The following is a 23,999-nucleotide window of genomic DNA, read 5'->3' on the forward strand; positions in this document are numbered from 1 at the left end:
CAGCGACAGGATCGGCGAACAGCGATGAGTTCTTCCCGGCGCCGCGGTCTGTCTGTGTGACCCGCCCACGTGCGGAGGACACTCACATGACGGAAGGCACCATGCCCGCACCACACGCAACGCCCACGCCCTCGCCCGCCCGCGTCACCGCCGTGCTGCGGATCCTCGTGCTGTCCACGTTCGTCGTCCTCCTCAACGAGACGATCATGGTCAACGCGATCCCGCGGCTCATGCGCCAGTTCGAGGTCACCGCAGCCGCCGCAGGATGGCTGTCCACGGCCTTCATGCTCACCATGGCCGTCGTCATCCCGGTGACGGGGTGGTTCCTCCAGCGCGTGACGACCCGAACCGCCTTCGGCCTCGCCATGGCACTGTTCCTCGCCGGCACGGCTCTGGCCGCTGCCGCGCCCGCCTACCCCGTACTGCTGGCCGCGCGCGTCATCCAGGCCAGCGGCACCGCCGTCATGATGCCGCTGCTCATGACGACGCTGATGACCCTCGTGCCCCCGCACGACCGCGGCCGTGTCATGGGCAACATCACCCTCGTCATCTCCGTCGCACCCGCCCTCGGCCCCGCCGTCTCCGGTGTGCTGCTGCAGCTGGGGTCATGGCGCCTGCTGTTCCTGGCCGTGCTCCCCATCGCCGGAGCCATGGCCCTGTTCGGCCGGCGCAACCTGGTCAACATCGGCGAGCCGCAGGCCGCCCCCATCGACTGGCTGTCCGTCCCCCTGGCGGCAGCGGGCTTCGGCGCCCTGGTCTACGGCCTGAGCGGGCTCGGTGCCGAGAACGCGGCCCAGGCCCCCGTACCCCCGGAGGCCACCACCCTGGTCGGCGCCGTGCTCGTAGGCCTGTTCGTATGGCGCCAGCTGGCACTGCAACGCTCGTCCGCACCGCTGCTGGACCTGCGCGCCCTCACGTACCGGCACTTCTCCGTGGCACTCGGTCTGATGTGCCTGTCCTTCATGGCCCTCATGGGTGCGTTCATCCTGCTGCCGATCTACCTGCAAGAGGTGTGCGGCCTGACCTCACTGCAGACCGGGCTGCTCCTCATCCCCGGCGGCCTGACCATGGGCCTGCTCGGACCACAGGTCGGCAAGCTGTACGACCGGCTCGGCGCACCCCGCCTGGTCGTACCCGGAGCCGTACTCACGGCGCTGTGCCTCGCGCTGTTCGCCCTCACGGGCGAACAGACCTCGCCGTGGCTGGTGCTCGCCCTTCACGTGGCCCTGAGCGCGGGCATGGCGTTCGTCTTCACCCCCGTCTTCACCTCGGGCCTGGCCGTACTGCCGCCGCACCTCTACCCCCACGGCTCCGCCATCCTGGGCTCGCTCCAACAGGTCGCGGCCGCCGCCGGCACCGCCCTGGTCATCGCCGTCATGTCGGGACGCGCCGCCACGGCGGCAGCCGAGGGCGCCAACGCCACCGGCGCCCTCGCCACGGGCATCCGGTGGGGATTCGGCATCGGCGCCGCACTCGGCGCCGTGGCCGTGCTGGTCGCGTTGCTGGTCCGCACCCCGCCCGCTCCGCAACAGCCCCCTGCGCCGGAGCCCCAGGACGAAGACGGCGCCACGACACACAAAACCGCCCACACACCCACCTGACACCCTGCACGGCCGGACCACCGCCGGCTCTCGACGTGACCCGGCGGGTACCGCTTCCCGTGCCACCCCACCCGCGCCGACGGGCCGGCAGCCGGGTCCGTGCGCTGGAGCGGGATGTTCGCGGCCTACGCCGCGGGCCGCGTGGCCAGCCCCAAACCGGCCCACAGCCAGGCCGTCGGAGGCATGGTGAGCGGCATCGCGGTGTTCAACGCCACCGGCAAACGCCTGACGGACCTGCCCATCAGGCTGGAGGCGCTGCTCTGAACACCGGACCGAGTCGGGCCGATGGCCTCCCCGGGCGGACCTGGTACCGGGCCAGGTGTGAAACTGCCCGTGCGCGCCGCCCTGATCCCCGCCCGCCACCACCTGCCGTGTCACACTCCGGCCGGGTCGGTGCGTTCGGCGGGACAGGGGCTGAGCGGGTGATCCCAGCTGACCGTCGACGGCCGTGAGGCGACCGGAGGAGCAGAGCGGTGACTGACATGGGCCCGATCGTGGTGTTCGCGAACTTCCTCTCGGACTTGGCGGTGGATCTCAACGAGGGCCAGATCCTGACGCAGTGGGCCCAGCAGGCGCCGCGGAAGGTGTGGCTGCTCCGGCCGGGGGACGTGTTCGTCACCCCCGTGCCGCTGAGCCCGGAGTTCCTGCGCTACGCGTACGGCCTGACCGGGGTGCCCCCGGAATCGGTGGCTGTCATCGAGGTGCCCCCCGCCGGAGCCGTCCCGCTGGCGCGGGCGGTGCGCGAGGCGGGCCTCGTCGAGCAGGTGAGGGATCTCGCCGGGGACCGTGGCGCGGCGCTGCTGCCGACGGCGCTGGACGCGTCGGCGATCGCGTTCGCCCGGGACATCGGCATCGCGGTCCACCCGTATCCCACGGTCGAGGCCGCCGAGGCCGCCCTGAGGATGGCCATGCTGCTCAACACGAAGACCGGCTTCCGCGAGACGGCCGGGAAACTGGGCATGCGGCTGCCGACGGGCCGGATGTGCCGGCGCCCCCAGACGGAAGGCGTGGCGCGTGACCTCTTGAGGCACCACGAGCGCGTCGTGGTGAAACCCGACCGTTCGGCCGGAGGGCACGGGATGCGCTTCGTGTCCCGCGACGACCTGAGGGGCGGGGCGAGCCTGCCCCTCGATGCGGTCGGTGGGCCCGAGGGCCTGTGGGTGGTGGAGGAGTGCCTCGACGTCGCCGAGTCGGTCAGCATCCAGATGGAGGCGACCCCCTCCGGGCCACGCGCGCTCTTCAGCGGAGCGATGCGAACGGTGCAGGGTTCCTTCACGGGATACGCCTCTCCGCTGCCGCCGTCCTGCGCGCACGTGGCCGGCGAACTGGAGGAGTGGGGGACGGCCCTCGGCCGCCACCTGGCCGACCACGGCTACGCCGGGCCCTTCGGGCTCGACGCGCTGGTCGACACGGACGGCGTCGCGTACGCGAGCGAGAGCAACATCCGCCGTACGGCCACCACCACACCGCACGCCATGGTCACCCGGTTGACCGGAGGACCGGCCGGGCCGCACCCGGCGCCCGCCTGGTCGGTGGCGAAGGGCTGGACGCGCACTCCCATGGACTTCGACGAGGCCCTCGCCCGGCTGCGCGCCACCCGCCTCGCGTTCGACCCGGATCACGGCGAGGGCGTGGTCCTCTACGCGGACGTACCGCCCGACGGCCGTTCCTGGCGGTACGCGGTGATCGCCAGGAGCCCCGGGGACGTCGAGGAACAGGAAACCGCGGTGGCGGCAGTCCTCGACTTCGAGGGGGGCTGACCCGCACGACGCCGGTCCCGGCACCCAGGAAGGGTGCCGGGACCGGCGTCGTCATGCGGGAACGGGATCAGGCGGGGCGGCCGCCGAAGGGGGCGCCGGTGCCGTAGTACGTGCCCAGCTCCTCCCGGTACCCGGCGTCGCCGAGGTGCTTGTCCCGGTGGAACTCGGGGGAGTCCTTGATCTGTTCCTTGGTGCGGTCGACGAAGACCTTCTTGTCCTCCGGGTCGATCCTGACGACGGTGCTCGCCGGCAGCAGGACCTCCTTGCCGAAGATCCAGACACCGGTGTCGACCACCAGGTAGGCGTCACCGACCTCGTCGGAGTGCTTGTCGACCTTGCCGATGCCGCCGTCGGTCGCCTCGACCTTGTAGCCGGTCAGATCGGTACCGGCCAGGTGGCCCGACGTCGACTTGTAACTCCACACATGTTCAGTCACGCGAAAACAACTCCTCGGTCAATGGAGGACGGCGGCGAACTGCCTCTCCGCCGACCCTCCTTGTTCCGTACGTCGTGCTCGGCGGATGTGCTGCTCACCGCCTGGACTTCACCTGCCCCGCCTTCGCGACTTCACGCACCCGCACCGAAGAACGGGCCCTCGAGGCCTCCTCAGCCGACCCCTAGAAGAACCCGAGCCGCTTCGGCGAGTACGACACCAGTAGGTTCTTGGTCTGCTGGTAGTGCTCCAGCATCATCTTGTGGGTTTCGCGGCCGATGCCGGACTGCTTGTAGCCGCCGAAGGCGGCGTGGGCCGGGTAGGCGTGGTAGCAGTTCGTCCAGACGCGGCCGGCCTGGATCGCGCGGCCCGCGCGGTAGGCCGTGTTGACGTCACGGGTCCAGACGCCCGCGCCCAGGCCGTACGCGGTGTCGTTGGCGATGCGGACGGCGTCGTCGAAGTCCTGGAACGAGGTCACGGACACCACCGGGCCGAAGATCTCCTCCTGGAAGATCCGCATGCGGTTGTCGCCTTCGAAGATGGTCGGCTGGACGTAGAAACCGCCCGCCAGCTCGCCCTCCAGCTCCTGCTTGCGCCCGCCCGTGAGGAGCTTGGCGCCCTCCCGCTGGCCGATCTCCACGTACGACAGGACCTTCTTCAGCTGTTCCTCGGAGGCCTGCGCCCCGATCATCGTGTCCGTGTCCAACGGGTGCCCGGGCACGATGAGTTCGGTGCGGGCGACGGCCGCCTCCAGGAAGTCCCCGTACCGGCCGCGCTCGATCAGCGCGCGCGACGGGCTCGTACACACCTCGCCCTGGTTGAGGGCGAACATCGTGAAGCCCTCCAGGGCCTTGTCGCGCAGGTCGTCGTCCGTCGTCCAGATGTCGTCGAAGAAGAGGTTGGGGCTCTTCCCGCCGAGTTCGAGGGTGACCGGCGTGAGGTGCTCGGCCGCGTACTGCATGATCAGCCGGCCCGTGGACGTCTCCCCGGTGAAGGCCACCTTCGCGACGCGCGGGCTGGACGCCAGGGGTTTGCCCGCCTCCTCGCCGAAGCCGTTGACGATGTTCACCACGCCGGGCGGCAGCAGGTCCGCCACCAGGCTCAGCCAGTAGTGCACCGAAACCGGTGTCTGCTCGGCCGGCTTGAGGACGACCGTGTTCCCGGCCGCGAGCGCCGGAGCGAGCTTCCACACGGCCATCAGGATCGGGAAGTTCCACGGGATGATCTGGCCGATCACGCCCAGCGGCTCGTGGAAGTGGTAGGCCACGGTGTCGTCGTCGAGCTGGCTGAGCGCACCCTCCTGGGCGCGCAGCGCACCCGCGAAGTAGCGGAACTGGTCGATGGCCAGCGGCATGTCCGCGGCGAGCGTCTCCCGGACCGGCTTGCCGTTCTCCCAGGTCTCCGCGACCGCGAGGGCCTCCAGGTGCTGCTCCATGCGGTCCGCGATCCGCAGCAGGACCGTCGACCGCTCGCCGGCCGAGGTGCGGCCCCAGCCGGGCGCCGCCGCGTGGGCCGCGTCCAGGGCGCGCTCGACGTCCTCGGCGGTGCCGCGCGCGACCTCGGTGAACGGCAGACCGGTGATGGGGGAGGGGTTGTCGAAGTACCGGCCGCGGGCGGGCCCGACGTACTCGCCGCCGATGAAGTGGTCGTAGCGGGACGCGTACGACATCAGCGCGCCCTCGGTACCGGGCGCAGCGTAACGGGCCATGGTGTCCTCCCCTTGCCGGGCGCCGGCCGCCGTCGGACAGCGCTCGGGGAGGAGGCTAGGAGCGGGCAGGTTGCGGGTACGTTGCGTGCCGGGGGCCCGCCGCGGTGACGGGCCCGGCGTACCCGTACCCGGTTCCGTTCCCGCTCGCGGCGGGCGGCGCGCCGAGTTCCGCGTCGAGGGCGCGCACGCGGGCCAGCGCGGCCGGCCGGCCCTCCGGCGGCAGGGCGTCGGCCAGCGCCCGCCACACCGCCGGATCCTCCGCACCCCACGGGGCGCACACCCAGTCCGTGAGCAGTCCCGCGTCCGCCCGGGCGATCACCGCCGCCCGTGCCTGGTCCTCGATCCGGCGGCGCAGCCGCACGATGCCGGGCGCCGTCGACGCGGGCAGCAGCGGCCCCGCGTACCGGGCGAGCGCGGCCGAGACGGCGCCCGCCGCCAGATGCCGGACCACCGCGGTGGAATCGGCCTCCAGCGGGGCGGCCGTCCGGTAGGGCCGCGAGAGCAGGTGCTCCGCCCCCAGCAGGGCCCGCAGCCGGGACATCTCCGCCCGCAGGGTCACCGCGGAGACCGACTCGTCCTCGTACAGGGCGTAGGCCAGCTCCTCCCCCGACAGGCCCTCCGGATGGTGCGCCAGCAGGGTGACGATCTCGCTGTGCCGCCGCCCGAGCGGAATCCGCCGGCCCCCGAGGACCAGCAGCGCGCCGTCACGGCCGAGCACGGTGAGGCTGTCCCGGCCGACGGCCGGGGGTTCCGGCGCGAGCAGCGCCAGCTGGGTCTCCGCCGCGCGGGCCACCGCCTGGACGAAGGCCAGCGAATGGGGGTGGGCCAGACCGTCGCCGCCCGTGATGTCGACCGCCCCGAGCACCCGCCCCGTCCCGGGGTCACGGACCGGGGCCGCCGCGCACGTCCAGGGATGGACCCGGCGGCTGAAGTGCTCCGCCCCGAAGACCTGGACGGGCCGCCCGACGGCAACCGCCGTACCCGGCGCGTTCGTTCCCATCGCCGACTCCGCCCAGCGCGTGCCCGGGACGAAACCCAGCCGCTCGGCCCGGCGCAGCGTGGCCGGCTCGCCCTCGACCCAGAGCAGCCCGCCCCGCGCGTCGCACACCGCCAGCAGGTGCGCCCCGTGCGCCGCGAACGCCCCGACGAGGTCCCGGAACAGCGGCATCACCCGGGCCAGCGGATGCTGCGCGCGGTAGGACCGCAGCTCGGCCTCCGCCAGCTCCAGCCGGGGCTCGCACTCGGGACTGAGCCGGGCCCCGGCGCACCGCCGCCAGGACTTCGCGATCACCGCCCGGACCGGAGCCTCGACCCGCCCGTCCTCGGTGAAGGCCGCGTGCGCCCGGCGCAGGACGCGCGTGCGCTCGACGGGATCGGCCCCGCCCGGCAGCGCCAACGACGGATCGCCCATGTCACCCTCCCGAGGGACCGTGGTGCCGCGGTACGCGGAGCGCCCCCATCGTCGTGCGGGTGCCCGGCCCCGGCAAGCACCACGTCGGCCACTCCCCGCCGAAACGTGTTCCCGGGGCGCCCCCTCGATCAGGCCGGCCCGTCGGCGCCTTCGCCGGGGCCGGCCTCCAGAGAGGCCAGGGCCGAGGCCGGGTCCGGCGCGCCCGGGCCGGCCAGGGTCCACCGGCCCGCCTCGCGGCGCAGCGGCCACCAGCGGCCGTCCCGGCCGAGGCGGAGCTGCTGCCGGGCGCCCGGTGCCGTCCAGCGGGCGCGGACCCGGCGCAGCTCCGGAGCATCCTCGTCCGGCCAGGCCGCCGCCAGTGCGGAGCGGGCCCGGGCCAGAGCCTCCCGGTCCGGCGACCAGTCGTCCTCCAGCACCGCGAGGGCGGGCGCCCCGCCGAAGCCCCAGGCGCGTACGGCCAGGGCCATCGCCGGGCCGTCGCGGCCGGAAGCCGCCGCCAGGCGGAAACGGAGCCGGAAGTGGCGGGCCCCGGCGGTGAGCCGTACCGCGTCTTCCGTGGCGGTCAGCGGGGCCCGCCGCGCGTACTCGGCGCCGCCCGCGGCCAGGGCCTCCGCGAGCAGCCGGTGGGCTTCGGACGCGGCCGCCTGCGCGAGGAACTCCACGGCGTCCACGTCCAGTCCCTCCGGCTGCGCCTCGGTGTCCAGCGTCGGCGGCTGACCCGGAGCGTCCGGCAGCTCCGGCGGCGGGGGCAGCGGCGGCAGGCCGGCCCGGGCCGCGAACACCTCGGCCGCCGGGATGCCGGTGTCGGCAGGCCGGACACCCGGTTCCGGTTCCCGTTCCGGTTCCGCTCCGGCGACGCTGCGGTCCTCCAGCTGGATCACGAGGTCCCGCTCCGCACGCCCGCGCAACAGCAGCAGCAGGAACGGGTCCCCGTCCAGCAGCCGCGCCATCTGGTAGCAGAGCGCCGCCGTGTGCGGGCAGTGGTCCCACTCGCCGCAGTCGCAGCGCGGGTCGAGCTCGCCGATGCCCGGCAGCAGGTCCACCCCGGCCGCCGCCGCGTCCTCGGCCAGCTCCGGCGGCACCTCACGGTCCAGCAGCGCGGCGATGTGCCCCGACTCCGCGGCCGCCAGCCCCAGCAGCCGGTCCCATTCCGCTTCCGTGAACTCCTGGACCAGCACGTCCGTCCGGTGAGCCGTCCCGTCCCGGTCCCGCACCACCGCCGTCAGCCCGCCCGCGCGCACCGAGACGGCGCCGACCGCGCCGGTGCGCGCGTACCGCCGGCCCTGCCTGACCTGCTCCGCGTCGAGGGCGCCGTCCTCCAGGGCGCGCAGCCAGGCATGACCCCACCAGGTGGTGGCGAAGGCCCGGCCGGCGTGCGGCGGCAGCGCGGGGAACGTCTTCTCGTACGGGTCGTGCGCGCTGCTCATCGGTTGCTCCCCGGGGCCGGGCGCAGGGCCACGAGCTCGGCCAGCTCGGCGTCGGTCAGTTCGGTCAGCGCGCCCTCGCCGCCCGCGAGGACGGAGTCGGCCAGGGCCCTCTTGCGTTCCAGGAGTTCGGCGATGCGGTCCTCGACGGTGCCCTCGGCGATGATCCGGTGGACCTGGACGGGCTGGGTCTGGCCGATGCGGTAGGCGCGGTCGGTGGCCTGTTCCTCGACGGCCGGGTTCCACCAGCGGTCGAAGTGGACGACGTGTCCGGCCCGGGTCAGGTTCAGGCCCGTCCCGGCCGCCTTGAGGGAGAGCAGGAACACCGGGACCTCCCCGGACTGGAAGCGGTCGACGAGTTCCTCGCGGCGCGGGACCGGCGTCCCGCCGTGCAGGAACTGCGAGGCGATCCCGCGTGCCGCCAGGTGCCGCTCCAGGATCCGGGCCATGGCCACGTACTGGGTGAAGACCAGGACGGAGCCGCCTTCGGCGAGGATCGTGCCGAGGAGTTCGTCGAGGAGCTCCAGCTTTCCGGAACGGGCGGTGTCCTGCGCCGCCTCCCGGCCGCCGGCCCCGGTGGGGTCCTGATCCTTCAGGTACTGGGCGGGGTGGTTGCAGATCTGCTTGAGGGAGGTCAGCAGCCTGACGACCAGGCCGCGTCGCTCCGTCCCGTCCGCGGCCGCGATCGCGGCGAGGGTCTCGCGCACGACCGCCTCGTACAGCCCGGCCTGTTCGCGGGTGAGGGACACCGGGTGGTCGGTCTCCGTCTTCGGCGGCAGCTCGGGGGCGATGCCCGGGTCGGACTTCTTGCGCCGCAGCAGGAACGGCCGCACCAGCGCGGCCAGCCGGGCGGCGGCCCGCGGGTCGCGGCCGCTCTCGACGGGCTCGGCGTAGCGCGCGCGGAAGGTGCCGAGCCGGCCGAGGAGGCCGGGCGTGGTCCAGTCGAGCAGGGCCCACAGTTCGGAGAGGTCGTTCTCCACGGGGGTGCCGGTGAGGGCGACGCGGGCCGGCGCGGGGATGGTGCGCAGCGCCCTGGCGGTGGCGGAGCGCGGGTTCTTGACGTGCTGGGCCTCGTCGGCGACGACCATCCCCCAGGGGCGGGCGGCGAGTTCGGCGGCGTCGAGCCGCATGGTGGCGTACGTGGTGAGGACGAAGCCGCCTTCGAGTCCGTCGAGGGTGCGGTCGGCGCCGTGGAAGCGGCGTACCGGCGTGCCGGGCGCGAACCTCTCGATTTCCCGCTGCCAGTTGCCCAGGAGGGAGGCCGGGCAGACGACGAGGGTGGGCTCGGGGCGGTCGCGGTGCAGGTGCAGGGCGATCAGGGTGACGGTCTTGCCGAGGCCCATGTCGTCGGCCAGGCAGGCGCCGAGGCCGAGTGAGGTCATCAGGTCGAGCCAGGCCAGCCCGCGCAGCTGGTAGTCCCGCAGGGTGGCGGCGAGGCCCTTCGGCGCCTCGGGGAGGGCGGCGTGTGCGGGGTCGGCGGTGAGCCGTGCCTTCAGCTCGGCGAGCGCTCCGGCGGCCGTCACGTCGACCCGCGTGCCGTCGACCTCGGTGGAACCGGTGAGTACGGCGGCCAGCGCGTCGGCGGCGCCGACCGTGACGGGGCGTTCCACGCGGGCGCGGGCGCGCCGGACCTCGGCGGGGTCGACCAGCACCCACTCGTCGCGCAGCCGGACCAGGGGGCGCTTCGCCTCGGCCAGCCGGTCGAGTTCCGCCGGGGTCAGGTCGGCCGCCTGACCGCCGAGGGAGTGGCGCCAGTCGAAGGACAGCACGGCGTCGGGAGAGAGGAGGCCCGGTACCGGCGGTGTCCCGGAGGCGTGCGCGGGAGGGGAGCCGATGACGGCGCGGGAAGTGAGGGTACGGGCGAGCCGGCGCGGCCAGTGCACCTGGACACCGTCGGCGGCGAGGGCCGCGGCGGCGCCGCCGAGCAACTCCGTCACGTCCTCGTCGGCGAGGTCGACCGCGTCCGGTACGGCGGCCCCGAGCAGCGGGGCGAGCGCGGGCCAGATCCGGGCCGCGCGGCGCAGCGCGCGCAGGGCGTCGAGGCGGGCGCGGGGCGGAAAGGGGGCCGGGGCGGCTCCCGGGGGCGCCGTCGGGGCGGCCCAGACGTCGGAGGCGTCGGCGACGAGGCCGGCGTCGGCGAGGCTGTGCATCTGGAGCACGGCGCGCAGGGCGGGCGGGGCCTCGGATCCGGGGGAGTCCGTGGCGTTCGTTTCCGTTTCCGTGTCTGTCGTAGCGGCGTCGGGGGAGAACGGGGAGACCGGGGAGACCGGGGAGTTCGGTGAGTTCGGGGCGGAGCCGGCGGTGGAGCGGTCGCCGTCGGGCCGGTGCGGGCCGGTGTCGCGGAGTTCGATGCGCAGGGAGATGCGTACTCCCGCGTCGTGGCCCGCAGCGACCTCGTCGGCCCACGCCCGCAGGGCGGGACCCGGCCGGGCGGGCAGGGAGCCCGCGGGCGCCGCGAAGGCGGGGCCGCCCGCGGCGGCGGGTGCGGCGGGGGACCGGGGCAGGGTGTCGGCGACCGCGTCGAGGAAGGCCCGCAGCAGGGGTTCGGGGGCGGGCAGCCGGAGCGGGCCGTCCCCCTCCAGGGGGACGCAGTGGGCTTCGGGCGGCATGGCGGACGCCAGCTCCCGGACCGCCCCCAGGTCGGCGGCCTCCAGCGGACCGGCCCGCCACGCGTCGTACCCGGCGGGGCTCAGTCCCGGCAGCAGGAGCCCCCGGGCGGCGAACCGCAGGGCGAGCAGCGCGGCCGCTCCCCAGAACGCGGCCGGGCCGCTCGCGCCGGGGGCGGTACGGGCCCGGGTGAGCAGCGGCAGGGCGGCGGCGACGGGCAGCACCAGGGCCTGGACGGGCACCCGGTGCAGCGCGGGCGTGACCACGGTCAGCTCCTCCACGACGCCGTCGGGGTGCTCGAAGCCGTCGGAGCCCTGGGAGCCCCCGGAACTCTGGGAGCCCCCGGAACCCTGGGAGCCGCCAGATCCCGTCTGCCAGAAGGCGACGCGGCCGTTCCGCGGCGGGTCGGCGGGCAGGAAGACCGCAGAGTGGCGGAGGAGGCCGGAGATCTCGGAGCGCACGCATTCCTCAAACTTGACTACCGGGTACGGGGCGGCCGAGAGTACCTCATGCCCAGCCCCCGGCGGTGTCAGCGACGCGGTGACCCGGGTCACGCGGGAACGCGCGGTCGGGGCGGAGCGTTGAGAGGTCAGTAGCCGACGCAGGAGGAGGTGTCCGTAGATGTCGAGGAGCGGAAAGGTCGCGGTTGCCGCGGTCGCTGCAGCCATCGTGCTGTTCTACGTGTTCGGCGTGTGGGGGCTGGTGGCCCTCGTCGCGGTCCCGGCCGTCGCGTACCTCCTGCTGGACACCTCCCAGCGCCGTCGACTGCGGGGCATATCCAGGAAGCAGCTCGGCCGCTGAAGGCGGCAAGGGGGACGTTTTTCATGAACACCGCACAGGTCGCGGCGGTCAGCAGCAACGGCGCGTACTCGTTCACGAAGCCGAACCGGGAGAGCATCACGCTGCTCGCCGGCCTCGGCGTGGAGGGGGACGTGCACGCGGGGGTCACGGTCAAGCACCGTTCGCGCGTGGCGCAGGACCCGACGCAGCCCAACCTGCGGCAGGTGCACCTCATCCACCGCGAGCTGTTCGACGAGGTGGCGGGACAGGGCTTCGAGGTCGCGCCGGGCGAGCTCGGGGAGAACGTGACCACGCAGGGGATCGACCTGCTCGCGCTCCCGACCGGAACGCTGCTGACGCTCGGCGAGGAGGCGGTCGTGGAGGTGACCGGTCTGCGCAACCCGTGCCTGCAGATCGACAACTTCCGGAGCGGGCTGCTCAAGCAGGTCGTCGGGCGGGACGAGGAGGGACGGCTGGTCCGCAAGGCCGGAATCATGGCCGTGGTCCACCGCGGCGGCACGATCCGCCCCGGCGACACGATCACGGTCACCCTTCCGGCACGCCCGCACGTCCCTCTCGAACGGGTCTGATCCAACGGGTCTGAAGGGACGGGCCGACGCGGGCGGGTCCGAGCGGACGGGGCTGCGCGGACCGGCACCAGAACCCGGGGCGTCCCGTCGACGCGGAGCACCCCGGACCCGTTCCGGCGCGGCTGGGCCGGCGGACCCCGGTGCGGGTCAGTAGTAGTCCCGCATCAGGGCCGTGGCCCACTGCGGCTGGCGGGTCCCGCCGCGCGGCCCGAACTCCTCCATGTACGGCTTGAGGTCGAGCACCGGAGTGCCGTCCACCGCGTCCAGGCCCGCCACGTGCACGTCCAGGCCGTCCACCTTCAGGACCCGGCAGCGTGAGACGCCGATCCGGTTCGGCCGGTTCTTCCCGCGCTGCGCGAAGATGCCGACCAGCGGCCAGTCCGTGTTGCCCCGGGGATGCCGGGCGCCCGTCTCGATCTTCTCCACCGGTACCCGGTCGAAGTGGTAGACGACCTCCAGGTGCGAGAAGTCCTCCAGCCCGTACAGGGCTTCCGGGCCGAACCGCCGCGCGTCCAGCCGGATGACCGCCGTCTCCCGTCCCCAGTCGTCGTCGGCCACCTCCGCGCGGCCTCCCAGGACCACCCCCACCGGCTCGCACGCAACCGGCTTCACCGACTTCTCCGACTCCACTGAATCCTCAGCGCCGGCTCGCTCCGTCATGCCGTCCCCCTCGTGTACGCACTTCTCGTTCTCGTGAGTTCACGCCGGCCGCGCGGCCACGCGGTCCAGCGCCGCCAACAGTTCCCGGAGGTCGACCTCCCCCTCGCGGGGGACGGCAAGGACCTCGCCCGGCTCCTCGTCCAGCAGGACGAAGGCCGTGTCGTCGGTCCGCGCCACCAGCGACCAGCCGGGCCCGTCCGCCCGTACGGTACGGGCGCCCTCGGCGGCGAAGGAGGACCGCACCCGGCCCGCCGGCGGCGCCTCGCGGGTGTATCCCGTCGCCTCCTTGAGCGCCCGCGCCAGACCGGGGTGCGCGGCAGCCGCCGCCCCACCGTCCGTCGCCACGCGCTCGCGCCAGTCCGCCCACTCCCGGGCGATCTGGTCCGCACCCATGCGGCGCTGCACCGGCCCCCAGGCCTCCGCCGAGGGCGGAGTCAGCGGCACCCGGCCGGTGCCGTCCGCACCCTGCTCCGGATCGTGCGGCTCCGGAACACCCGGCGCGGACACCGTCAGCTCCAGCGGCCAGCCCGCGAGGGAGACCACGATCGTCCGCTCGTCGGGCGACAGGTCGTACTCCATGCCGCAGTCCCAGGAGGCGATGGCGGCGGCCACCAGCGAGACGTCGTCCACGACGACCGTCCAGCGAGCCCCCTCCTCGTCCTGCCCGAGCACCAGCCCGTACCCGTCCGTGACCGGCCGTACGCCCAGCAGCGCACAGGCCTCCGGGAAGTCGTCGCCCAGGACGGCCGGGAACTGCGTGGGGGTCAGCAGCACGGCGGTCAGCACGTACAGCGAGCCCCCGTCCTCCTCGTCTGACACGTGGCCTCCCGATCGCTCTCTCGTCGGCGCACCTTAACCAGCGGGTAACACGCACGTCGAGAGCAGGAGGAGTCCGATTTCCAAGCCCGCCACCTGTACGTACAGTTGGGAACCCGCCACAGAAAGGGATACCGGTGCAGCGTTACGACCGGCTGAGGGAAATCCTCCGGCTCGATCCCGACAAGGACTTCCTCGCCATCTACCGGCTCACCGCCACCTACGAGTTCCCCTGGGACTTCACCCGCGCCCTGGAGCTCGCCCTCTTCCGGACCTACGCCGTCCCTTCCATCGGCGGCCTCCTCGCCGAGACCGCCGAGTTCACCGAGCGCACGCAGAAGCGGTACGACGACACCGTGCTGCTCCTCGACGCGGTCGTCGAGCACGGCTTCGACAGCGACACGGCGCGCACCGCGATCCGCCGCGTCAACCAGATGCACCGCAGCTACGACATCTCGGACGACGACATGCGCTACGTCCTGTGCACGTTCGTGGTGATCCCCGCACGCTGGATCGACGCCTACGGCTGGCGCCCGCTGACCCGGCACGAGCGCACGGCCTGCGCCCGTTACTACGCGACCCTGGGCCGGCACTTGGGCATCAAGGACATTCCGGGCTCCTTCGAGGAGTTCGAGAGCACCCTGGAGGCCTACGAGGCGGCCCACTTCGGCTGGGACGAAGGGGGCCGCGCGGTCGCCGACTCCACCCTCGGCCTGATGGCCTCCTGGTATCCGGCGCCGCTCGCCCCCGCCGTGCGGGGCGCGAGCCTCGCCCTCCTCGACGAGCCGCTGCTGAGCGCCTTCCGCTACGAGTTCCCGCGCCCCGGCGTCCGGCGGCTCGTGCGGGGCGCCCTGCGGCTGCGGGGCCGCGCGGTACGCCTGCTGCCCCCGCGCCGAAGCCCCCACCACGCCCGCCAGAACCCGGAGGTCAAGGGGTACCGGGGCGGCTACGACGTGGGCGAACTCGGCACCTTCCCGGTGCCGGGCGCGGGCGGCTGTCCCGTGCCGCACCCCCGCCGTCCGGCCGGAGCGGACGCCCAGCCGCCCGCGTAGCACCAGCCGGCCGGGGCGTGCGGGCTCAGGCGCGACGGTCCGCGAGCACCAGGAAGCGGGCGTCCTCGTCGGCGTAGCGGGTCATGTCCCATCCCGAACCGGCCAGCAGCGGGCCGAGGTTGTGCTCGGCCCGCAGGTCGTCGGGGGTGAGCTGCCGGCCGTGGCGCGCGGCGAGCGCGGCGCGCCCGATCGGGTGGAAGAGCGCGAGCCGGCCCCCGGGGCGCACCACGCGGGCGAGTTCGCGCAGGTTGGCCGCCGGGTCCGGCAGGTGGGCGATCAGCCCGGCCGCGAACACCGCGTCCAGGGCGCCGTCCCGCAGGGGCAGCCGGGCCACGTCCGCCCGCAGCAGCGTCCCGTCCGCCCCGCGCCCGGCCCGCCGCGCGGCGGCCAGCATCTCCTCGGTGAGGTCGACGCCCAGCACGGTTCCGGAGGGCCCGACGGCGGCCCGCAACGGGGTCAGCGCCCGGCCGGTGCCGCAGCCCGCGTCGAGCACCCGGTCCCCGGGGCGCAGCCCGGACTCGGCCACGGCGGCGACGAAGGCGGGCCCGTCCTCCGGGAACTTCCGGTCCCAGGCTTCGGCGCGCGCCCCGAAGAACTCCTGCACATGCGTGTGGTCTCCGCTCATGCGCCCATGATCCCGCACGGCGGCGTTCCCTCGGCGCCGCGCGGGGTTCTGGCCACCTACCGCCCTCCGAGGCTGCCTGCGGTGCGTGCGCAAGGTGGTACGTGGTGTGATCGAAGACGAACGTAGCTCTGTCATATTCCAGCAGTTCCAGCGGCTTTCGAAATGCTCCCCTTGTTCGTGCCCTCACCCGGACTAGCGTCCCGTGGCCATGGGACACCTGGACCACGCCGCCTATGGCTGGCTTACACCCGTACTGTCATACGTGATGGCGTCGATCGGCGCCGCCCTCGGGCTGCGCTGCACCGTCCGCGCGCTCGCCGCGACGGGAACCTCCCGCCGCAACTGGCTCCTCACCGCCGCCTCGGCCATCGGCACCGGCATCTGGACGATGCACTTCGTCGCCATGCTCGGGTTCCACGTCACCGGTACCGAGGTCCGCTTCAACGTGCCGCTGACCATCCTGAGCCTGCTCGTCGCCGTGCTCGTCGTGGGCGCCGGGGTCTTCGCCGTCGGCTACGGCAGGAACCGCGGCAGGGCCCTCGTCCTCGGCGGCCTGACCACGGGCCTGGGCGTCGCGAGCATGCACTACCTCGGCATGGCCGCCCTGCGCCTGCACGGCGAGGTCACCTACCGGCCGCTGGTCGTCGCGCTCTCCGTCGCCATCGCCGTGCTCGCCGCGACCGCCGCCCTCTGGGCGGCCCTCAACATCAAGGCGCCCGTCGCCGTCGCCGTGGCCTCGCTGGTCATGGGCGCCGCCGTCACCAGCATGCACTACACGGGCATGGCCGCCGTCGCCGTCGGCGTCACCCCCTCGGACACGGCGCTCTCCGGAGCCACGGCCATGCAGTTCATCTTCCCGCTCGCGGTCGGCCTGGGCTCCTACCTCTTCATCACCGCCGCCTTCGTCGCGCTCTCCCCGACCGCCGACGAGCGGGCGGCCTCCGCCTCCGCCCGGAACCTGGGCGAGAGCGCGCTGCCCGCCCGCTGACCCGGCCCCCGCCGCCCCGACGTCCGCCCCCGACCTTCGTACGCACCACCCGGAACGAGGAGCCCATGCGCAGACCCCGCACCAGACCGGAAGCAGCGGCACAGCGGCCGCCCGTGCCCCCTGCGCGCGGCCGCCGGGCGCACGCGGGGCCCCCGGCCGAGGAACCCGAGCAGGACCGGGCCCCCCTCCCCGGTGCGGCCCCGGCCCGAGCCGCTGCGGGCGGGGTGCGGCCCCGGATCCGGCTGCGGCCCGCCACCGTCCGCGCGAAGATCGTCTCGCTGCTGATGGTCCCCGTGATCTCGCTGCTGGCCCTCTGGGGTTTCGCCACCGTCAGCACCGCCCAGGACATCGCCGGCCTCAGCCGGATCCGCCAGGTCGACGCCGAGATACGCACCCCCGTCGCCGCCGCCCTGACCGAGCTCCAGGCCGAACGCCGGGCGGCCGTCCGCTTCCTGGCCGATCCCGCCGACCAGGGATCCGCCCTGGCACAGCAGGTCCGGCGCACCGACGACGCCGTACGGAGCCTGCGCCTCGGCGACCGCCACACCGTCGCCGACTCCGGGAACCACGGCGCCGACGTCGTCACCCGGCTCCGCGACTTCGTCACCGCCGCGGAGTCCCTCGGCTCCGCCCGCAAGGACGTCACCGACCGCCGCGCCGCCCCCGACGCGGCCTACGAGACCTACACGCGCGTGGCCGACTCCGCCCTCGCCGTCGAAGGGGCACTCTCCGGTGGCCGCGACCCCGAACTCGGCTCCGACGCCCGCGTGCTGCTGGAGTTCGCCCGCGCCGGGGAACTGCTGGCCCGGGAGGACGTCCTGCTCGCCCTGCCCGGCCAGCGCAGTGCCGAAACGCTTCGGCGCCTGGCCGGGACCGTCGAAACCCGGCGCGCGCTGACCTCCGCCGCCGCCCGGGACCTGCCCGCCGCCCAGCGGGCCGTCTGGGAGGCCACCTCCAAGAGCGCCGCGTACGCCGACCTCACCGCAGCCGAGGACCGGGCCCTGGCCGCCACCCCGGGCACGCCCACCCCGGCCGCCCCCGGCACCGGCACCGGCAACGGCAACGCGGGCGCGGCGCGCGAGGCGTCTGCCGCTCCCGCCGGCTGGGAGGCCGCGTACACGGAGATCAGCGCCTCGATGAAGGAGATCCGCCGGACCGCGCACGCCGAAGCCGCCGACCGCGCAGACCCCTTCACCGAAGGCGCGCTCAGCCCCGCCGGCGCCGCCGTGCTGCTGGGCCTCGCCGCGGTCGCCGCCTCGCTCGTCATCTCGGTCCGCATCGGCCGCGCCCTGGTCGTGGAGCTGGTCTCGCTGCGCAACACCGCCCTGGAGATCGCCCACCGCGAACTCCCGCACGCCATGGACCGGCTGCGCGCCGGACAGACCGTCGACGTGGACGCCGAGACCCCGCCCGGGCCGCCCGCCGACGACGAGATCACCCAGGTCGGGGAGGCGCTGTCCACCGTCCACCGGGCCGCCCTCAGCGCCGCGGTCGAGCGCGCCGAACTCGCCAGCGGAGTGAGCGGGGTGTTCGTCAACCTCGCCCGCCGCAGCCAGGTCCTGGTCCACAAACAGCTCACCCTCCTCGACTCCATGGAGCGGCGCGCCGACGACCCGGGCGAGCTCGGCGACCTCTTCCGGCTCGACCACCTCACCACCCGCATGCGCCGGCACGCCGAGAGCCTGATCATCCTCTCCGGGGCCTCCCCCGGACGTGCCTGGCGGACGCCGGTCCCGCTGACCAACGTGGTCCGCGCGGCCGTGTCCGAGATCGAGGACTACCCGCGCGTCGAGGTCAGCCGGCTCGCCGAGGCGGCCGTCGCCGGCGGGGCGGTCGCGGACCTCACCCACCTCCTCGCCGAACTGATCGAGAACGCCACCCAGTTCTCGCCCCCGCACACCAAGGTCCGGGTCAGCGGCGAGCCCGTCGGCGCCGGCTACGTCCTGGAGGTCGAGGACCGCGGCCTCGGCATGGGCCGCGACGTACTGGCGCAGGCCAACCGGCGCATCGAACACTCCGAGGACCTCGACCTCTTCGACAGCGACCGCCTCGGGCTCTTCGTCGTCAGCCGGCTCTCCGCCCGCCACGCGATCCAGGTGCACCTGCGCACCTCGCCCTACGGGGGCACCACCGCGGTGGTCCTGCTGCCGAACTCCCTGCTCCAGGGCGCCATCGCCGGGCCGCCGGCCGCCGCGGCCGCACCCGGAGCCCCGGACGGGGCGGTACCCGGGGCCGGCCCCGTGCCGTCGCCCGCCCCGGCCATGACCGTCGTACGGGAGTCCGTGCGCGGCCTCCCGGCCACGGCTCCGGCTCCGGGTCCTGCTCCGGCCCCGGACCGTGACCGGGTTCCGGCTCCGGCTTCCGGCCCCGCCCCGCAGCGGCACCGGCCCGCCCCGGTGGCCTCGCTGCGGCCGCGCGGCTCCGGCGGCACGGCCACCCGTACCCACCAGGCACCCGCCCCCGTCTCCGCGTCCGTACCGGACCCGGGGCCGCTGCCGGGCCCCGCCGACCCGGCCCCCGGCGCCCCTCACGCCCCCGCCTCCGCCTCCGGATCCGTGTCCGTACCCGGTGCCTCGGTGACCGAACTGCCCCGCCGGGTACGGCAGGCGAGCCTGGTCCCGCAGCTGCGCGAGGCCCCCGCACCGAAGGCTGCGGCAGGGGCGGGGGGCCCCGGGGAGCCGCCGGGCCGCAGCCCCGAGCAGGCCCGGGACCGCATGGCCGCCTACCGGGACGGCTGGGCGCGCGGCACCCGCGACAACTCCCCCCACGCAGGCAGCGAAGGAGAAGCGTGATGATCGAGCACCACGGAACCGACCTCGACGGCGTCCGCCGGAACGGCGAACTGGACTGGCTGCTGGACGACCTGGTGACGCGGGTCCGCGAGGTCCGGCACGCGGTGGTCCTGTCCAACGACGGGCTGGCGGTGGGCTCCTCCAGAGCGCTCGGCCGGGAGGACGCCGAGCACCTGGCCGCCGTCGCCTCCGGGTTCCACAGCCTCGCCAAGGGTGCGGGACGGCACTTCCACGCCGGGGAGGTGCGCCAGACCATGGTGGAGATGGACGAGGGGTTCCTCTTCGTCGCGGCGGCCGGGGAGGGCTCCTGCCTGGCCGTCCTCAGCGCGGCCGGCGCCGACATCGGGCTGATCGCCTACGAGATGGCCCGCCTGGTCAAGCGGGTCGGCGAACACCTCTACACGCCCGCCCGGTTCGCGGCCCACCCGCCGGCCGCCGGGTGAGGGCGGGGGCCCGGAACGTGGACGGCCAGTGGTACGACGCCGAGGCGGGGCCCCTCGTCCGCCCGTACGCCATGACCGGAGGACGTACGAAACCCGGACCCCACGGGGTCCGCTTCGACCTGATCGCGCTGGTCGTGGTCGACCCGGACGCCTCCGGGGACGCGGACGATTCACTGCTGGGGCCGGAGCACCGCACCCTGCTCGGACTGTGCCGCTCCGAAACGCAGTCGGTGGCGGAACTCGCCGCGGACGCGGACCTGCCGGTGGGTGTGGTGCGGGTGCTGCTGGGGGACCTCCTGGAGGCGGGACACGTCAAGGTGAGCCGGCCGGTGCCCCCCGCCCAGCTGCCGGACGAGCGGATTCTGCGTGAAGTCATCGAAGGATTGCGAGCGCTGTGATGGGACTGCACGACAACGGGCCCGCGCGGGCCGACGGTTCGGGGACGGACGGGGAACTGACCGCGCTCGCGCTGAAGATCCTCGTGGCCGGCGGCTTCGGCGTCGGCAAGACCACGCTCGTCGGCGCGGTCAGCGAGATCAGGCCCCTGCGGACCGAGGAACTGCTGAGCGAGGCGGGCGAACTCGTCGACGACACCGGCGGGGTCGACCAGAAGACCACGACGACCGTGGCCATGGACTTCGGCCGGATCACCATCCGGTCGGGACTGTCGCTGTACCTGTTCGGGACCCCGGGACAGGACCGCTTCTGGTTCCTGTGGGACGAGCTGTCGCAGGGCGCGCTGGGCGCGGTCGTCCTCGCCGACACCCGGCGCCTGGAGGACTGCTTCCCGGCGGTGGACTACTTCGAGCACCGGCGGATCCCCTTCGTCGTCGCCGTCAACTGCTTCTCGACCGCCCGGCGTTACGGGTCGAACGAGGTGGCGCGGGCGCTGGACCTGGACCAGGGGACGCCGGTGGTGCTGTGCGACGCGCGGGACAAGGACTCGGGGAAGGAGGTGCTCATCCGGCTCGTCGAGTACGCCGGGCGGATGCACACCGCCCGGCTGCTGGACTCGGTGGGGCCGCAGCCCGGCCCCGCGTGAGCGTCAGTCCGCGACACCGGCCGTCGCGATGACCTTCTCGATGGGGACGCGGACGAGGAGTTCGCCGGGCACGGCGTTGCGCCGGCCGAAGGCCTCGCCCCGTTCCTCGCCCATGTAGCGGCCGCCGATCCGGGTGGCCCAGCGCAGCATTTCCTGCGCGTCGTCGGCGTACTCGCTGAGCGTGGCGCGCCCCTGGAGGACCACGTAGGAGAAGGGCGGACGGTCGTCGTCCACGCACAGGGACACCCGGCCGTCACGGGCCAGATTCCGCCCCTTGACGGTGTCCTTGCCGGTGTTGAACACGAAGGAATCGCCGTCGAGTACGAACCAGATGGGAGCGATGTGCGGGCTTCCGTCCTCGCGGACCGTGGCCAGCTTCCCGGTACGGGTGCCGTGGGAGACGAACGCCCGCCATTCCTCTTGAGTCATCTTCTGTGCCATGGGCCCATCCTCCTTGCCGGAAAGCCCCTGGTGGGGAAGGCTGGCGGAACGACTACGCGGGGCGGGGCGCGGCCATGTCGGCCGCGGCGACGGGGAGGGGCTGGAAATGGCACTGGACAAGCAGCTGGACTGGTTGCTGGACGATCTGACGCGCAGGGTCCAGCAGGTCCGGCACGCGGTGGTGCTGTCGAACGACGGACTGGTGACGGCGGCCACCGCGGGACTCGCTCGGGAGGACGCGGAGCACCTGGCGGCCGTCGCGGCCGGGTTGCAGAGCCTGGCGAAGGGCTCGGGGCGGCACTTCCGGGCGGGTGAGGTGCGCCAGACGATGGTGGAGTACGACGAGGGCTTCCTCTTCGTGGTGGCGGCGGGATCGGGCAGCTGCCTGTGCGCGCTCAGCGCCGCCGAGGCCGACATCGTGCAGGTCGCCTACGAGATGACGCTGCTGGTCAACCGGGTGGGCGAGCACCTGGGCGTCGCCGAGCGGCGGATCACCGGGGGCTGATCCCCCGGGTCTGAGGGCGGGGCTGGTCCCCATCCGTTCCGGGGCACTTCGCGGGTCCGTCCGGAAGTTATCCACAGGCCTCGGCCGGTTTCGTCGCGCTGAGTTACGGTCTTTGCACAGAGTGATCGCCACTCGTGGGGGAGGACCGTGATGAAGAAGGCTGTGAAGGTGTGCGCGCGACCGGAGACGACGGCCGTGCAGGCGCTACCGGGGGACCCGCGGCAGGATGACCTGCTCGCCGCGCCCCGGGCCGCCGGGGAACTGGGTCTGGGCCGGGCCGAGTTCGCCCGCGCCGTGCAACTGGGCCTGGTCCGGGCGGGTCCGCGGGCCCCGGGCGGAGCGGCCCGCTTCACCCGGTCCGAGCTGGAACGGGTCAAGGCGGGCGGGGGTTTCCCGGAGGCGCTGCGCGCCCGTGTCGAAACGGTGGCCGGCGCCGACGCCGGGGCGAGGGTGCTGGGCACCGGGCCGAGCCGGTTCACCCGCCTCGCGCGCTGCGGGCACCTCACCCCCGTCGGCTACCGGATCAACCGCTACCGAGTCGTCGTATGGCTCTACCTGGGTGCGGAACTACGGGAGTTCGCCGCCGCGGAGCCGGGGCTGCTGCGCGGGGCCGCGCCCGCGCGGGACCGGGAACTGATCGCGGCCGGGGGAGACCTGAGGCCCAGCGTCTGGCGCGGCCGGCACGTGGGCCTGCTGCTGAGACGGACTTCCGACCCGTGGGAGCGGGCGGCCGTACTGGCCTCCGTGCTCCCCGAGGAGGAGGTGCGGACCGCGGTACCGGACCCGGCCGAGCGGATCGTGCTGGCCGCGCTCGCGCCGCCCCCGCCCTACGGCCACCCGCAGGCCCCGGCGGCCGCGGCGGTGGCGCGGCCCCTCCTGCGGGCGCAGCCGCCGGACGAGGTGGAGCGGTACCGCGCCGGCCTGGACCTCGCCCTGGCCGGAGCCCGCGGTCAGTCGAACTCGACGGGGGAGAGGGGGCCTACGTAGACCCAGGCGCCGGCCTCGCGGGAGAAGGCGCTGTGCTCGTGCAGCGAGCCCGTGTGCCCGCCCTCGCGGTAGTGCGCGCGGAACTCCACGGAGCCCTCCGTCTCGAACATGCCGCCCCGCTCGGTGGCGAGGATCTCCAGCCGTTCCCAGCGCTGCCCGGGATCCAGGTCGAGCCGGCCCGGACGGGTCGAGGAGTGCCAGGAGCGCAGCAGGTAGGCGGTGTCGCCGACCGAGAAGGCGCTGAAGCGCGAGCGCATCAGCAGCTCGGCGGTGGGTGCCTGCTGGGTACCCGCGTGGAAGCGGCCGCAGCACGCCGGGTAGGCGGCGGGCAGCCCGCAGGGACAGGGGAGGGCCGGGGTGGGCATGCGCGTGCTCAGCTCTTCGGTTCGGGAGGGCGGACGGGAACTACTGCGGTGACACGGCCGGCTTGCCGGCGTCGGGTGCGTACGGGCGGAACAGGCCTTCCTGGACGACGGAGACCAGCAGCCTGCCCTCCACGTCGTAGATCCTGCCGCGGGCCAGACCCCGGCCGCCGTGGGCGATGGGCGACTCCTGGTCGTACAGGAACCACTCGTCCGCCCGGAAGGGCCGGTGGAACCACATGGCGTGGTCCAGGGAGGCCATGTCGAAACCGCGCATGCCCCACAGGGGTTCCACGGGGATGCGCACCGCGTCGAGGAGGGTCATGTCACTGGCGTAGGTGAGGGCGCAGGTGTGCACGAGCGGGTCGTCGCCCAGCGGGCCGACCGCCCGCATCCACACCGCGCTGCGCGGGTCGGCGTCCTTGAGCTCCTCCGGGGTCCAGCGGAGCCGGTCCACGTACCGGATGTCGAAGGGCTGCCGGCGGGCCATCCGCTCCAGCGCCTCGGGCAGCGCCCCCAGGTGCTCGCGGATCTCGTCCGCGACCTTCGGGAGGGTGTCCGGGTGCGGGAAGTCGAGGCGAGGGGGCAGCTGGTGCTCGATGCTGCCCTCCTCCGGATGATGGAAGGAAGCGGTCAGATTGAAGATGGTCTTGCCCTGCTGGACCGCGGTGACGCGACGCGTGGTGAACGAACGCCCGTCGCGCACCCGCTCCACCTGGTACACGATGGGCACGCCGGGGATGCCCGGGCGCAGGAAGTACGCGTGGAGCGAGTGGACCGGGCGGTCGCTCTCGGTGGTGCGGCCGGCCGCCACCAGCGCCTGCCCGGCCACCTGCCCGCCGAAGACGCGCTGGAGGGATTCCTGCGGGCTCGCGCCCCGGAAGATGTTGACCTCGATCTGCTCCAGGTCGAGCAGATCGACGAGTCTCTCGGCGGGGTTCGTCATCAGGGGTTCTCCACTGTCGGGTCCGT

Annotated in this window: 24 protein-coding genes; 13 read left to right on the plus strand and 11 right to left on the minus strand. The window is 74.1% G+C overall.

Translation table 11 applies throughout. The features are described 5' to 3' along the window. The first annotated feature begins 86 nt into the window (after window positions 1-86). The 3 genes from AC07B0_RS05055 (at window position 87) to AC07B0_RS05065 (ending at window position 3,361) form a co-directional block, all read left to right on the plus strand. Complete coding sequence (locus tag AC07B0_RS05055) at window positions 87-1,601, plus strand: DHA2 family efflux MFS transporter permease subunit (RefSeq protein WP_478896810.1); 1,515 nt, start codon at window positions 87-89, stop codon at window positions 1,599-1,601. Between the two features lie 114 nt (window positions 1,602-1,715). Next, the gene (locus tag AC07B0_RS05060; protein WP_478896812.1) at window positions 1,716-1,865 is read left to right on the plus strand and encodes a hypothetical protein; all 150 of its coding nucleotides are present in this window, start codon (window positions 1,716-1,718) and stop codon (window positions 1,863-1,865) included. A gap of 218 nt (window positions 1,866-2,083) precedes the next feature. Further along, window positions 2,084-3,361 (plus strand): preATP grasp domain-containing protein, encoded by a 1,278-nt coding sequence (locus AC07B0_RS05065; RefSeq protein WP_478897233.1) that lies wholly within the window; start codon window positions 2,084-2,086, stop codon window positions 3,359-3,361. 67 nt (window positions 3,362-3,428) lie between these two features. Here AC07B0_RS05065 and AC07B0_RS05070 read toward each other — a convergent pair whose 3' ends face one another. From AC07B0_RS05070 to AC07B0_RS05090, 5 genes are all read right to left on the minus strand, one after another. Then, window positions 3,429-3,797: a PRC-barrel domain-containing protein gene (locus AC07B0_RS05070; protein WP_356870245.1), complete on the minus strand. Its 369-nt coding sequence runs from the start codon at window positions 3,795-3,797 to the stop codon at window positions 3,429-3,431. A 181-nt stretch (window positions 3,798-3,978) separates the two neighbouring features. After that, the gene (gene exaC / locus AC07B0_RS05075; RefSeq protein ID WP_478866142.1) at window positions 3,979-5,502 is read right to left on the minus strand and encodes an acetaldehyde dehydrogenase ExaC; all 1,524 of its coding nucleotides are present in this window, start codon (window positions 5,500-5,502) and stop codon (window positions 3,979-3,981) included. 55 nt (window positions 5,503-5,557) lie between these two features. Continuing rightward, window positions 5,558-6,913 (minus strand): GAF domain-containing protein, encoded by a 1,356-nt coding sequence (locus tag AC07B0_RS05080; RefSeq protein ID WP_478866143.1) that lies wholly within the window; start codon window positions 6,911-6,913, stop codon window positions 5,558-5,560. A gap of 128 nt (window positions 6,914-7,041) precedes the next feature. Then, on the minus strand, window positions 7,042-8,340 hold the full coding sequence (locus AC07B0_RS05085; protein ID WP_469377624.1) for an SWIM zinc finger family protein: 1,299 nt from the start codon (window positions 8,338-8,340) through the stop codon (window positions 7,042-7,044). Then, window positions 8,337-11,405, minus strand: a complete 3,069-nt coding sequence (locus AC07B0_RS05090; protein ID WP_478896814.1) for a DEAD/DEAH box helicase — start codon at window positions 11,403-11,405, stop codon at window positions 8,337-8,339. The genes AC07B0_RS05085 and AC07B0_RS05090 overlap by 4 nt, the downstream gene beginning before the upstream one ends. A 160-nt stretch (window positions 11,406-11,565) precedes the next feature. Between AC07B0_RS05090 and AC07B0_RS05095 the strand changes: the two genes are divergently transcribed. Continuing rightward, on the plus strand, window positions 11,566-11,745 hold the full coding sequence (locus AC07B0_RS05095; protein ID WP_356870257.1) for a hypothetical protein: 180 nt from the start codon (window positions 11,566-11,568) through the stop codon (window positions 11,743-11,745). 23 nt (window positions 11,746-11,768) lie between these two features. After that, the gene (locus AC07B0_RS05100) at window positions 11,769-12,314 is read left to right on the plus strand and encodes an MOSC domain-containing protein (RefSeq protein ID WP_356870259.1); all 546 of its coding nucleotides are present in this window, start codon (window positions 11,769-11,771) and stop codon (window positions 12,312-12,314) included. Between the two features lie 147 nt (window positions 12,315-12,461). Here AC07B0_RS05100 and AC07B0_RS05105 read toward each other — a convergent pair whose 3' ends face one another. Together AC07B0_RS05105 and AC07B0_RS05110 are read right to left on the minus strand one after the other, a co-directional pair. Further along, entirely contained in the window at window positions 12,462-12,974 is a 513-nt protein-coding gene (locus AC07B0_RS05105) for an SAM-dependent methyltransferase (protein ID WP_469377620.1), read from the minus strand. A 39-nt stretch (window positions 12,975-13,013) separates the two neighbouring features. Continuing rightward, a complete protein-coding gene (locus tag AC07B0_RS05110) occupies window positions 13,014-13,793 on the minus strand; it encodes a hypothetical protein (RefSeq protein WP_356870263.1) in 780 nt (259 codons plus the stop codon). A gap of 134 nt (window positions 13,794-13,927) precedes the next feature. On the opposite strand from AC07B0_RS05110, the gene AC07B0_RS05115 reads away from it, so the two are divergent. After that, entirely contained in the window at window positions 13,928-14,842 is a 915-nt protein-coding gene (locus tag AC07B0_RS05115) for an oxygenase MpaB family protein (RefSeq protein WP_478896817.1), read from the plus strand. A gap of 25 nt (window positions 14,843-14,867) precedes the next feature. On the opposite strand, the gene AC07B0_RS05120 is transcribed toward AC07B0_RS05115, so the two are convergent. Beyond that, window positions 14,868-15,467, minus strand: coding sequence for a class I SAM-dependent methyltransferase (locus tag AC07B0_RS05120; RefSeq protein ID WP_478896818.1), 600 nt, complete (start codon window positions 15,465-15,467; stop codon window positions 14,868-14,870). A 208-nt stretch (window positions 15,468-15,675) separates the two neighbouring features. Here AC07B0_RS05120 and AC07B0_RS05125 point away from each other — a divergent pair, with 208 nt between their 5' ends. The 5 genes from AC07B0_RS05125 to AC07B0_RS05145 all read left to right on the plus strand — a co-directional run bounded on the left by AC07B0_RS05125 (window position 15,676) and on the right by AC07B0_RS05145 (window position 20,732). Beyond that, a complete protein-coding gene (locus AC07B0_RS05125; protein ID WP_469377614.1) occupies window positions 15,676-16,455 on the plus strand; it encodes an MHYT domain-containing protein in 780 nt (259 codons plus the stop codon). A 65-nt stretch (window positions 16,456-16,520) separates the two neighbouring features. Beyond that, a complete protein-coding gene (locus tag AC07B0_RS05130) occupies window positions 16,521-19,247 on the plus strand; it encodes a sensor histidine kinase (RefSeq protein ID WP_478896820.1) in 2,727 nt (908 codons plus the stop codon). Continuing rightward, the gene (locus AC07B0_RS05135; RefSeq protein WP_356870273.1) at window positions 19,247-19,690 is read left to right on the plus strand and encodes a roadblock/LC7 domain-containing protein; all 444 of its coding nucleotides are present in this window, start codon (window positions 19,247-19,249) and stop codon (window positions 19,688-19,690) included. The genes AC07B0_RS05130 and AC07B0_RS05135 overlap by 1 nt, the downstream gene beginning before the upstream one ends. Window positions 19,691-19,707: 17 nt before the next feature. After that, the gene (locus AC07B0_RS05140; protein ID WP_467293726.1) at window positions 19,708-20,088 is read left to right on the plus strand and encodes a DUF742 domain-containing protein; all 381 of its coding nucleotides are present in this window, start codon (window positions 19,708-19,710) and stop codon (window positions 20,086-20,088) included. Continuing rightward, entirely contained in the window at window positions 20,088-20,732 is a 645-nt protein-coding gene (locus tag AC07B0_RS05145; RefSeq protein WP_356870277.1) for a GTP-binding protein, read from the plus strand. The genes AC07B0_RS05140 and AC07B0_RS05145 overlap by 1 nt, the downstream gene beginning before the upstream one ends. A 3-nt stretch (window positions 20,733-20,735) precedes the next feature. Here the strand turns inward: AC07B0_RS05145 and AC07B0_RS05150 are convergent, their stop codons facing one another. Continuing rightward, complete coding sequence (locus tag AC07B0_RS05150; protein WP_356870279.1) at window positions 20,736-21,173, minus strand: PPOX class F420-dependent oxidoreductase; 438 nt, start codon at window positions 21,171-21,173, stop codon at window positions 20,736-20,738. A 106-nt stretch (window positions 21,174-21,279) separates the two neighbouring features. On the opposite strand from AC07B0_RS05150, the gene AC07B0_RS05155 reads away from it, so the two are divergent. Together AC07B0_RS05155 and AC07B0_RS05160 are read left to right on the plus strand one after the other, a co-directional pair. Continuing rightward, complete coding sequence (locus AC07B0_RS05155; protein WP_281209658.1) at window positions 21,280-21,678, plus strand: roadblock/LC7 domain-containing protein; 399 nt, start codon at window positions 21,280-21,282, stop codon at window positions 21,676-21,678. 150 nt (window positions 21,679-21,828) lie between these two features. Beyond that, a complete protein-coding gene (locus tag AC07B0_RS05160) occupies window positions 21,829-22,665 on the plus strand; it encodes a DUF6397 family protein (RefSeq protein ID WP_478896822.1) in 837 nt (278 codons plus the stop codon). On the opposite strand, the gene AC07B0_RS05165 is transcribed toward AC07B0_RS05160, so the two are convergent. Together AC07B0_RS05165 and AC07B0_RS05170 are read right to left on the minus strand one after the other, a co-directional pair. Next, window positions 22,629-23,030 (minus strand): YchJ family protein, encoded by a 402-nt coding sequence (locus AC07B0_RS05165; protein WP_467293734.1) that lies wholly within the window; start codon window positions 23,028-23,030, stop codon window positions 22,629-22,631. The two genes, AC07B0_RS05160 and AC07B0_RS05165, sit on opposite strands and share 37 nt — an antisense overlap. Before the next feature lie 40 nt (window positions 23,031-23,070). Then, window positions 23,071-23,973: an acyl-CoA thioesterase gene (locus AC07B0_RS05170; protein WP_356870285.1), complete on the minus strand. Its 903-nt coding sequence runs from the start codon at window positions 23,971-23,973 to the stop codon at window positions 23,071-23,073. Window positions 23,974-23,999 lie beyond the last annotated feature (26 nt).

The sequence above is a fragment of the Streptomyces sp. NPDC044704 genome (assembly GCF_056433525.1).

What these genes read in the sequence shown, in the direction of transcription:
- AC07B0_RS05105 (WP_469377620.1), bottom strand. Translation starts at nt 12,974, where the DNA reads ATGACGGAGCGAGCCGGCGCTGAGGATTCAGTGGAGTCGGAGAAGTCG.
- AC07B0_RS05080 (WP_478866143.1), bottom strand. Translation starts at nt 6,913, where the DNA reads ATGGGCGATCCGTCGTTGGCGCTGCCGGGCGGGGCCGATCCCGTCGAG.
- AC07B0_RS05150 (WP_356870279.1), bottom strand. Translation starts at nt 21,173, where the DNA reads ATGGCACAGAAGATGACTCAAGAGGAATGGCGGGCGTTCGTCTCCCAC.
- AC07B0_RS05160 (WP_478896822.1), top strand. Translation starts at nt 21,829, where the DNA reads ATGAAGAAGGCTGTGAAGGTGTGCGCGCGACCGGAGACGACGGCCGTG.
- AC07B0_RS05060 (WP_478896812.1), top strand. Translation starts at nt 1,716, where the DNA reads ATGTTCGCGGCCTACGCCGCGGGCCGCGTGGCCAGCCCCAAACCGGCC.
- AC07B0_RS05120 (WP_478896818.1), bottom strand. Translation starts at nt 15,467, where the DNA reads ATGAGCGGAGACCACACGCATGTGCAGGAGTTCTTCGGGGCGCGCGCC.
- AC07B0_RS05100 (WP_356870259.1), top strand. Translation starts at nt 11,769, where the DNA reads ATGAACACCGCACAGGTCGCGGCGGTCAGCAGCAACGGCGCGTACTCG.
- AC07B0_RS05125 (WP_469377614.1), top strand. Translation starts at nt 15,676, where the DNA reads ATGGGACACCTGGACCACGCCGCCTATGGCTGGCTTACACCCGTACTG.
- AC07B0_RS05130 (WP_478896820.1), top strand. Translation starts at nt 16,521, where the DNA reads ATGCGCAGACCCCGCACCAGACCGGAAGCAGCGGCACAGCGGCCGCCC.
- AC07B0_RS05135 (WP_356870273.1), top strand. Translation starts at nt 19,247, where the DNA reads ATGATCGAGCACCACGGAACCGACCTCGACGGCGTCCGCCGGAACGGC.
- AC07B0_RS05055 (WP_478896810.1), top strand. Translation starts at nt 87, where the DNA reads ATGACGGAAGGCACCATGCCCGCACCACACGCAACGCCCACGCCCTCG.
- AC07B0_RS05065 (WP_478897233.1), top strand. Translation starts at nt 2,084, where the DNA reads ATGGGCCCGATCGTGGTGTTCGCGAACTTCCTCTCGGACTTGGCGGTG.
- AC07B0_RS05155 (WP_281209658.1), top strand. Translation starts at nt 21,280, where the DNA reads ATGGCACTGGACAAGCAGCTGGACTGGTTGCTGGACGATCTGACGCGC.
- AC07B0_RS05095 (WP_356870257.1), top strand. Translation starts at nt 11,566, where the DNA reads ATGTCGAGGAGCGGAAAGGTCGCGGTTGCCGCGGTCGCTGCAGCCATC.
- AC07B0_RS05085 (WP_469377624.1), bottom strand. Translation starts at nt 8,340, where the DNA reads ATGAGCAGCGCGCACGACCCGTACGAGAAGACGTTCCCCGCGCTGCCG.
- AC07B0_RS05165 (WP_467293734.1), bottom strand. Translation starts at nt 23,030, where the DNA reads ATGCCCACCCCGGCCCTCCCCTGTCCCTGCGGGCTGCCCGCCGCCTAC.
- exaC (WP_478866142.1), bottom strand. Translation starts at nt 5,502, where the DNA reads ATGGCCCGTTACGCTGCGCCCGGTACCGAGGGCGCGCTGATGTCGTAC.
- AC07B0_RS05145 (WP_356870277.1), top strand. Translation starts at nt 20,088, where the DNA reads ATGGGACTGCACGACAACGGGCCCGCGCGGGCCGACGGTTCGGGGACG.
- AC07B0_RS05170 (WP_356870285.1), bottom strand. Translation starts at nt 23,973, where the DNA reads ATGACGAACCCCGCCGAGAGACTCGTCGATCTGCTCGACCTGGAGCAG.